Annotated in this window: 8 protein-coding genes and 1 pseudogene; all 9 read right to left on the reverse strand. The window is 44.9% G+C overall.

The features are described 5' to 3' along the window. A partial coding sequence (locus SPADD19_RS08895; protein ID WP_061455822.1) for a YoaK family protein occupies window positions 1-685 on the reverse strand: 685 nt, incomplete at its 3' end. Window positions 686-814: 129 nt separating this feature from the next. After that, window positions 815-1,591, reverse strand: a complete 777-nt coding sequence (locus tag SPADD19_RS08900; RefSeq protein WP_061455823.1) for an NUDIX domain-containing protein — start codon at window positions 1,589-1,591, stop codon at window positions 815-817. Between the two features lie 24 nt (window positions 1,592-1,615). Beyond that, a pseudogene (locus SPADD19_RS08905) lies at window positions 1,616-1,807 on the reverse strand (hypothetical protein); the annotation flags it as partial. 10 nt (window positions 1,808-1,817) lie between these two features. Next, window positions 1,818-2,879 carry an AAA family ATPase gene (locus SPADD19_RS08910; protein ID WP_049498179.1) on the reverse strand — a complete coding sequence of 354 codons (1,062 nt, stop codon included), beginning with the start codon at window positions 2,877-2,879 and terminating at the stop codon, window positions 1,818-1,820. A gap of 166 nt (window positions 2,880-3,045) precedes the next feature. Further along, complete coding sequence (locus SPADD19_RS08915) at window positions 3,046-3,771, reverse strand: hypothetical protein (protein ID WP_049498180.1); 726 nt, start codon at window positions 3,769-3,771, stop codon at window positions 3,046-3,048. 602 nt (window positions 3,772-4,373) lie between these two features. Further along, the gene (locus tag SPADD19_RS08920; protein WP_061455825.1) at window positions 4,374-4,781 is read right to left on the reverse strand and encodes a DUF4430 domain-containing protein; all 408 of its coding nucleotides are present in this window, start codon (window positions 4,779-4,781) and stop codon (window positions 4,374-4,376) included. Next, entirely contained in the window at window positions 4,759-5,247 is a 489-nt protein-coding gene (locus SPADD19_RS08925; RefSeq protein WP_003002175.1) for a hypothetical protein, read from the reverse strand. The genes SPADD19_RS08920 and SPADD19_RS08925 overlap by 23 nt, the downstream gene beginning before the upstream one ends. 9 nt (window positions 5,248-5,256) lie before the next feature. Then, window positions 5,257-7,686 carry an ATP-dependent Clp protease ATP-binding subunit gene (locus SPADD19_RS08930; protein WP_061455826.1) on the reverse strand — a complete coding sequence of 810 codons (2,430 nt, stop codon included), beginning with the start codon at window positions 7,684-7,686 and terminating at the stop codon, window positions 5,257-5,259. Further along, on the reverse strand, window positions 7,687-8,151 hold the full coding sequence (locus SPADD19_RS08935) for a CtsR family transcriptional regulator (RefSeq protein WP_003009029.1): 465 nt from the start codon (window positions 8,149-8,151) through the stop codon (window positions 7,687-7,689). Between the last annotated feature and the right edge of the window lie 181 nt (window positions 8,152-8,332).

Genomic DNA, 8,332 nt, shown 5'->3' on the forward strand with positions numbered 1-8,332 from the left:
ATAGATTATCTGTCTGTAATCCGAGTTGTTTGACCCTGGCGGTATAGTAGGTCATGATCAAAAAGAGGTTGGCTGTGATCAGCCAGATGGCCCATTGGTGAATGAAATGCATGAGGATTGCTACACTAATCGCTCCTGCAACAAAGCTTCCAACAACAATCCCGTAATTCATGGCCTGACGCCGATACTCGTCCAAATCTCCCTTTCCTCGAGTGATTCGGTACAAGGCCGTCAGCATCTTGCGGTAATTGCCGGAAGTCATAAAGATCACGTAAGGGTGGGTTTCAATCAAGCTTCCTGTAAAGGTCAACATCATCATCCCTGTCCCAAAAGCAATAAAGGGAACTTCTACAGGTGGTATGACAGACACCAAGGGAATCAGGAGTGTCACCACAAACAAAGGAATCAGCATCTTGGTCCGCCAAAAGGCTGTCCTGCGATACTCTTTAATATGGAGGGCAACCACAAAGCCGATCGAGAAAAATAAAATAGATGAAAAACGCATAATGGTGTTTTCGACACGGGGATCGTGCCAATCAGCGATGAGAAGCAGGAGATTCCCCGTTTGGGTCGCGACCAAACTCCGGTAGTGCATGTGGCAAAAGACATCGAGGCCTCCTCCGATAAAACCAAGCAGAGCCCCCATCAGTCGTGTATTTTGTGGTAAAATTATTTTTTCTTCCATCGTCTTGTCTCTTTTGATCTCAATTATGTTTATTATACCACTTTGCACACAAGTGGAGCAGGAAAAATCAGAAAAAGCCCTTCCGTTACTAAAAGTAAGGGAGGGCTGATAGAATGAACTCCGCTCGATCTACTGTTTTAGGCGATAGGTCTTACGTGGTTTTTTCTTAGGTACTCGCTTGACCCCCACTTCTTCCACGAATTCTCCGAATTTTACGAGGAAGTTATTGCTAACGATGGGACGTCCTGGATTGATCAAATTGACCAATTCGGTTGCTTCATAAACGGTGAAATGCTCCTCTAACAGATAGAGGAAGGTTGGATTCCAGTCGAGACGTCCCTGAATCCGCTTGATCGATTCTTGAATGATTTGATAGTGGTCAAAAGCAAAATCAGAAGCAGTTAAAACCTTTCCCTCTAGCAAGCACTGGGACTTTTTGAAGTCGACATCGAGAAAAACGACTTCCTTGGCATCGTCACCTGCATGAGCTAAGTCTACTGCTTCTGCTGGCAGATAGACCAGATGGGCAATGGTAATGACCCAGCCTCTGGGGTCCCGCCCAGGGGTGGAAACTGTCATGAGCTGCTCCACCTTATTCACTGCCAGGTCGAGCCCAACTTCTTCTTTGACTTCTCGGATACAGGCATGAGTCGCATCTTCATCCTTGTTCACAAAGCCCCCCACCAAGGCGAGGCGGTGTTGATAAGGGTGGGCCTTGCGGCGAATGGCTAAGAGCTTGAGCTTGCCTTCAACAAAACAGTAAGCTACCATGTCCGCTGTGACACTGGGAGTTTCATAAGTCGGCAGGTCTTGCTCCTTGTACCACTTGAGAAAGTCTGCTTCACTAGCGACCGTCTCAAAATACTCTTTCTCCGTCATTCCTGCTGGAATTGAGAGACTTGCCATCTAAGCCACCTCCTTCTTGAGGGCTTTGGTCCATTCTAAGAAGAAGGGAACGCTAGAAAGAAGAAGGAGATAGATCCATTGAAAGGCTGTGCGTCCTACAAAAAGGTCCTTCCATAGAAGTTTCATAATATTGACAAAGCCTTGCTTTTTCGCTTCTTGGTGAACATTTTTAAAGTCTTGGCTAAAAGTTGCGAATTTTTCAGATAGTTTTTTCATAAGCTGCTCCTTAGTCGGCTTGGTAAATGGCATCGATCACCTTCTTGGCTTCTTCGTAGTTGCCGAGGTAGTCTGATGCGAGGAAAGTGGTCGGAATGTTTCCTAGGTATTGCTGGCGCAATTGGTCCAGGTAATTTGAAAAGCTGGTGCGGATTTCTTCGTCCGCCATGGTCATATCTCGGAAACCATCATTGACATAAGAACCGATCGGCTGGACAAAGAGGATCAAATCCCATTTTTCTTTGGAGAGAATACTGACAAAGAGGTTGTCGAAGGTATCCGTCATGCTGGTATCCTGGCCTTCAACTTCCATATAGTAGTCGTAATAACCCTTGGTCACCAGGGAATTGGTATCGGCGATGACCAGACCTCGATTGGCACTACTATCGATGAGCTTAGAGGTTTGATCATACTGTCCTAAGAGTAGGTAATAGTAATCTTTTGGAGTGAGCTCATCATCTCGAACATTGTTCTTGATCTGGTATTCACGGGCATACTCAAGACTAACAGGTGCATCGTAAAAGCGGGCTAAGTCCTTTGCAAGGGTCGTTTTCCCGTTGCTGGCGCTCCCCATGATCAAGACTTTTTTCGTGAACTGGCGACGGAAGGGCTGGGCAATGTATTTCCAGTATTTGCTGGGATTTTCCCGGATCATGGTAGCAGAGATCCCGAAGCGACGCTCTTCTAAGTGAACTTCAAACCCTCTAGCTTCCAACTCTTCCTTGTAGGCTTTCTCCCCTACATAAAAGATCAACTCTTCTGTCTCTGTTTGATACTGGATGGTGTCTAGGGCTGTCTGTAACCAAGGCTCCCAGCCCAAGGGATAACGAGGAAGTTCTGTCTCATCTAACTTATAGACTTGGGTCAACTCATCATTTGAGAAAGCTTCGCGGATATAACGGAAGCGTTTTTGTAAAGGCAGTCCCACTTCTTCGCCACGATCCCCTTCGTAACCAGAAACGATGACACGAACGCGATCACACTGACGCTTGGCCCGCTGGATCAGGTCAATATGCCCTTGATGAAGAGGCGCAAAGGTTCCAAAAACCAGGGCAATTCTTTCTTTTTTCATATAAACTCCTTTTTATAATTTTTTATAAATAGATTTTCTTTATGTTTTTATTATAAACTATATTTTCTATCTGTCAGTAGTTTTTTTATAAAAAAATATATTTTTCTTCAAATCAACAAAAAAAAGATCTGAAAAGAGAAGCTTATCCTTTCAGATCTTTCGAATTTTATTCACGAGTGAGGGAGTGACTGACACCGTCTTTCAGAACCGTCACACTAGATACAGAACCATCTTTTCCAACTACGATATCTAGAGTCGCCGCAGACCCATCGCCTGCTGAGAGATTGGCATGGTAATGACCATCATCCAAGGTATAGTTATAAGCGCTGATACCATAGGCTACGGGTTGGCCCCCAGGAAGTTGGATGGTCACTTGACCACCTTGGCCAATAGTGACTCCAGTGTCGCGTTTGTCAGACCAATTCCCAGCTGCTGCGGAGAAATCTCCTGCTGCTACAGAATAGACTCCCTTGTATTGGGCATTCTCCGTAGCAGAAGCTTGCTTCTTAGCATGGGCATGACCGTCTTCTAGACTTGGCAATTTTGCTTTCGCTGGTGTTGCTGGAGTGGCTACTTCTTTTGTTTCTTTTGTTACGGGTGCTGCTGGTGTCGCTTCTTTAGCTGGAGCAGGTGTTTGACTAGCTGCAGCTTGGTTATTTTTGCTACCAACAGTATGACTTTCTTCTGATTTGCTATCAGAGGATGAAGAGGCAATCTGATCTTTACTAGTGATCACTTTTTTCTTAGAAGAAGAGCTGGTTTGTTTAACCAGACTGGTCTTTGAACTGCTTGCTTCTGAAGTTTTTTCTTCTTTATTCCCGCCACAAGCTCCTAGGAAAAGACTAGCTGTCAAAGCTAGGGCTGCTAGGGAAATGATTTTTTTGTTTTTCATAACAGAACCTCTTTTGTAACATTTGTAATATTTTGTAACATTATTGTAACACTGTTATATGAGGCTGTCAATAGTTTCTCAAATTTTTTTCTAATTTGAAAGAAGTTTTAGGTAAGTTCCTAAACTTTAGCAAAAAAGTCGGACAAACTAGCCGACTAGAGCACGTGTACAAACTGTTCTTTTATACAAATATTATACCTCCTATAAAGATAAAATAATTTTATTCGTTAGGGGTACTAAATGATCTACTGAAACTTTCCGCTGTGAGAAAAGTGCTAGAAACACTATTGTTTCTAGCACTCGGGAGTTTTGGAAGTAAAACAGTTCAGGGAACTGTTTTAGCATGAGCATAAAATTTGAAAAGCGAATGGGTTCAAAACGAATTGAACACGGGCTACGGATCTTGTCATAAAGATAAGTCTTCCTAAAATCTAAAGATTCTGCGTCAAACTTCCTATTTTGACTTTATCCGCGAACGCCCTTTGTATCTTAATTTAGTCATGGAACTTCTTCGAAGTTCGCTGACGTCCGTACTCACCTAAGGAAAGTTTCTAAGATAGCTTTATTTTTAATCTGAAGCCGGACAAACTAGCCGGCTTTTCTTATTTATACACTTCTTGATAAAATTCGATCTTGTCCCCTTTTTTGACAGTGGTTTCTGCTGCTCCTTTAGGAGCCATCTCGCCATTGATCTTGTACATCCAATAAAGCCCTTTGGCTTCGTCTTGGCTGTGGCCATCAATCGAGGTGATCATGCCATTTTTTTCTTCAATCTTGTAGTTGGCTTTGAGCACTTTCATAAGGTTGCTCTCTTCTGCTACTTTCAAGGTTTTCAATTGCGCTTTTTGACCTTCTGGCGTCACGCTAATTGTAATCGAAATTTCGTTTTTCTTGGCAACTTCTGCGCTAGAAGCTGTTGGTTGATTGTTTGTGCTATGAGACGGAGCGCAACTCGCTAAAAGAAGAGCTGCAAGTAAGGTCATCAAGCTAGAAATGGTTTTTTTCAACATAAAATCTCCTAAAGATTTGATAGATAATGGGATAGAAAATGATCGTCGACAGAGCATGGGCAAGGTTAAAACTAAAACCATTGACCAAAGCATAGGTCCACCAAGGAATATGGTATATCAAGGCATAAACACTATCGATCAAGACCCCATAAGCAAAGGACAGTAGGCCCACAAAAAGGATCTGAAGGACAAAGGGCAACCACTTGTAACTGATGCGCCAAATGAGCATCAAACAGCCAAAGGCGACAATCTGAAAGAACACAATCAGGCTCATCCCCAGGAAAAAGGCGGAGACAAACATGGTGATCATCATCACAAGAAAAGCAAAGCTATACCCTTCAAATATCACCAAGAGAAAAAAGATGGCAGAAATAGGTTGGACATTTGGGAAAGGGGCAAAAGCCTGACGTAGAGCGACACAAAGGGCCGCCAAAAGCGAAATACGGGTTAATCGCTGAAGCGTCATGACATCCTCCTAGACAATCTCAAACTTGATCGTTCCGGCTGTCGTTCCAACCTTGATCGTTTGTCCTTCTTGGGCTTGGCCTTTCAGCAATAGCTCTGCTAGTTGATCTTCCACTTCGGTCTGCAAGACACGACGCAGTGGGCGAGCTCCCATTTCTGGATCGTAGCCTTTGGTTGCTAGCAACTTGAGCGCTGAAGGCTGGAATTTGAGGGTCATGCCTTGTTCTGCCAAGGTCGCGATGAGCGGTTTGACCATGACTTTCACTACCTGCTGCATGTCCTCGCTTGAGAGACTATGGAAGACCACCTTTTCATCAATCCGGTTGATAAACTCTGGACGATAGGTCTTCTTCAACTCTTCAAACATGCGTTTTTCCATATTGGCTTGGTCAAAGCGGATATCTTTGGCACCAAAGCCAACGGTCTTATCATCCCGAAGGGCTGTAGCTCCCAGGTTTGAGGTCATGATGATAATGGTATTGGAGAAGTCGATCTTCCGGCCTTTGCTATCGGTTAAGACTCCGTCATCCAAGACTTGCAAAAGGACATTGAAAATATCTGGATGGGCTTTTTCCACCTCATCAAATAAGAGAACGGAATATGGTTTGTTGCGGACTTTCTCGGTCAACTCGCCTCCTTCTTCGTAGCCCACATAGCCTGGAGGGGCTCCGTTGAGGCGGCTGGCCGCGAATTTTTCCATGTACTCACTCATATCAAAACGGATGAGGGCCGATTCATCATCAAACAAAACTTCCGCCAAAGCTTTGGCTAGCTCTGTTTTTCCGACACCGGTAGGTCCTAGGAACATGAAAGAACCGATCGGACGTTTATTGCTACGGATACCTGATTGATTGCGTCGAATAGCCCGACTGATACTCGAAACGGCTTGGTCTTGACCAATCACGCGCTTATGCAATTCTGCTTCTAAGTTTAGGTACTTCTTGGCATCGGTTTGGGTCAGTTTTTGAGTTGGAATACCGGATAATTGGCTCAAGGTCACCAAGACATCTTGGTCAGTGACTTCTTTTTTGTAGACAATGGGAGCGGCCTCTACTTCTAAGAGCTGGGCTGCTTTCTTCCACTTGCCATCCATCAAGGCCCGATCCAAGGCGGTCAACTCTTCTTTTACGTGACCGTTGGAATCGCGGTTTTGTACGGTAGCTGCCGCTTCATCCAAGAGATCAATAGCTGAATCTGGCAATTGACGGCTGGTCAAATAGCGGTGGGCATATTTGACAGCTGTTTCGATCGCTTCATCGGTAATGGTCACATGATGGTGGTCCTGATAGGTCTCTTTCAAGCCTTGGAGAATTTGGATGCTATCTGCAACACTTGGCTCTTCAATGGTGACTTTCGCAAAACGTCGAGAGAGGGCTGCGTCTTTTTCGATATGCTTTTGGTACTCATCTTGAGTCGTTGCCCCAACTGTACGCAAGGTTCCCCGTGCCAGGGCTGGTTTTAGAATATTGGCTGCGTCTAAGGTCGAATCAATACCGGATCCTGACCCCATAATGGTATGCAGTTCATCGATAAAGAGAATCACGTGACCGTCTTCTTCGATGTCCTGGATGATATTGTTCATCCGTTCTTCAAAATCCCCACGGAAGCGCGTCCCTGCAACGACATTCATGAGATCCAATTCTAAGACACGCATCTGTGCGATTTCAGCTGGAACATTGCCACTAGCGACACGCTGAGCCAGACCTAAGGCAAGGGCGGTTTTTCCGACCCCTGCTTCTCCCACTAATACAGGATTGTTCTTCGTCTTGCGGCTGAGGATTTGGATCATGCGTGAAATCTCTGCATCCCGGCCGATCACAGGCTCAAGCTGGCCTGCACGCGCCATTTCTGTCAAATCACGGGTATAATCTTCAAGACCTCCACTGGTGCTTGGGGGCATGCCCATCATATTTCCCATGGTTTGGCGGTTGGGGTTTTGGGCCCGATAGAGACCCCGAATGGCTTTGATATCATTCTTGTCCCAGCCTGCCTTGTCTTCTAAATTCTTGCGAAGGGAGGCAATAGGAACTCCCTTGTCTTGCTCTGTAAAGGCAAAGCCGGCAAACTCCATAACTTGGCTCGCCAAGGTCCCACGGTCTGCTAGAAGAGAGAGGAGCACATGCTCTGTTCCCAAGGTCTTGGCATGAAGGACCTGGGCAATCTCTCTTGCGTGTTTCATAATCGCTTCCATCCGATAAGAAAATGGGAAGATTTCATACCGATTGTCGCTTTGAAAAGCTTGGCCTGTAATATGCTCCGCTGCATCCTGAAACTCATCGATCTGCATAGGATAATCGTTAAGTACAGAACCTGCTACGCTATAGGGATTATTGGCCATAGCCGTCAGGAGATGCCAAGTATCTAAGGTATGCCCCTGATAGTGGCCTGCTAGTATTTGGGCCGCTTCTATACTTTCTAACAGTGCTGTTGAATAGTTCATCTAGTCGGTATTTCCTTTTCTATCTACTTGTTGAATAATTTTTTTCAGCATACTTGCTCGTAGGATGAGAGCATCTCGACCTAGGACCTCATCGGAGGTCGTCGCAAGCAAGAGCTGAGTCTCACGTTGTGTCAATAATTTTTCTTCATAGAGCATCTGGAGGATATCATTGAAGACCTGCTGGCTGATGGTCTCTCCAATATTGGCTGCCAAGTCTTGGAGCATCTGATGGTGATCTGAAAACTGGACCTTGCCAATGCGGATATAGCCCCCACCACCGCGCTTGCTCTCTACAATATAGCCTCGGCTCTCGGTAAAGCGAGTCTTGATAACATAGTTAATCTGACTGGGTACGACCTGAAAGACATCGGCTAACTCACTTCTTTTGAGCTCTGCCATGCCAGCTTGAGCCAGCAAGGCCTTGATATAAGCTTCAATGCTATCAGATGTGTTCTTATTTGCCATGATGCTCCTTTCTGGCTTGTTTTTTTCTAGATGGATGCTCTGTTCTTGGCCCATAAAAAATGGCCTTGGAGTGTTCCTTCTCATCATTGACCTTATTTGACTATTATACAATTTTTACGGCTGTAAATAAAGCAAAGACTCCATGGAAATAGTAATCTCTTAAGGAAAGGAGAAAAATAAA

Source organism: Streptococcus parasanguinis, from assembly GCF_001578955.1.
Lineage (GTDB): Bacteria > Bacillota > Bacilli > Lactobacillales > Streptococcaceae > Streptococcus > Streptococcus parasanguinis_U.

What these genes read in the sequence shown, in the direction of transcription:
- SPADD19_RS08900 (WP_061455823.1), bottom strand. Translation starts at nt 1,591, where the DNA reads ATGGCAAGTCTCTCAATTCCAGCAGGAATGACGGAGAAAGAGTATTTT.
- SPADD19_RS08910 (WP_049498179.1), bottom strand. Translation starts at nt 2,879, where the DNA reads ATGAAAAAAGAAAGAATTGCCCTGGTTTTTGGAACCTTTGCGCCTCTT.
- SPADD19_RS08915 (WP_049498180.1), bottom strand. Translation starts at nt 3,771, where the DNA reads ATGAAAAACAAAAAAATCATTTCCCTAGCAGCCCTAGCTTTGACAGCT.
- SPADD19_RS08920 (WP_061455825.1), bottom strand. Translation starts at nt 4,781, where the DNA reads ATGTTGAAAAAAACCATTTCTAGCTTGATGACCTTACTTGCAGCTCTT.
- SPADD19_RS08925 (WP_003002175.1), bottom strand. Translation starts at nt 5,247, where the DNA reads ATGACGCTTCAGCGATTAACCCGTATTTCGCTTTTGGCGGCCCTTTGT.
- SPADD19_RS08930 (WP_061455826.1), bottom strand. Translation starts at nt 7,686, where the DNA reads ATGAACTATTCAACAGCACTGTTAGAAAGTATAGAAGCGGCCCAAATA.
- SPADD19_RS08935 (WP_003009029.1), bottom strand. Translation starts at nt 8,151, where the DNA reads ATGGCAAATAAGAACACATCTGATAGCATTGAAGCTTATATCAAGGCC.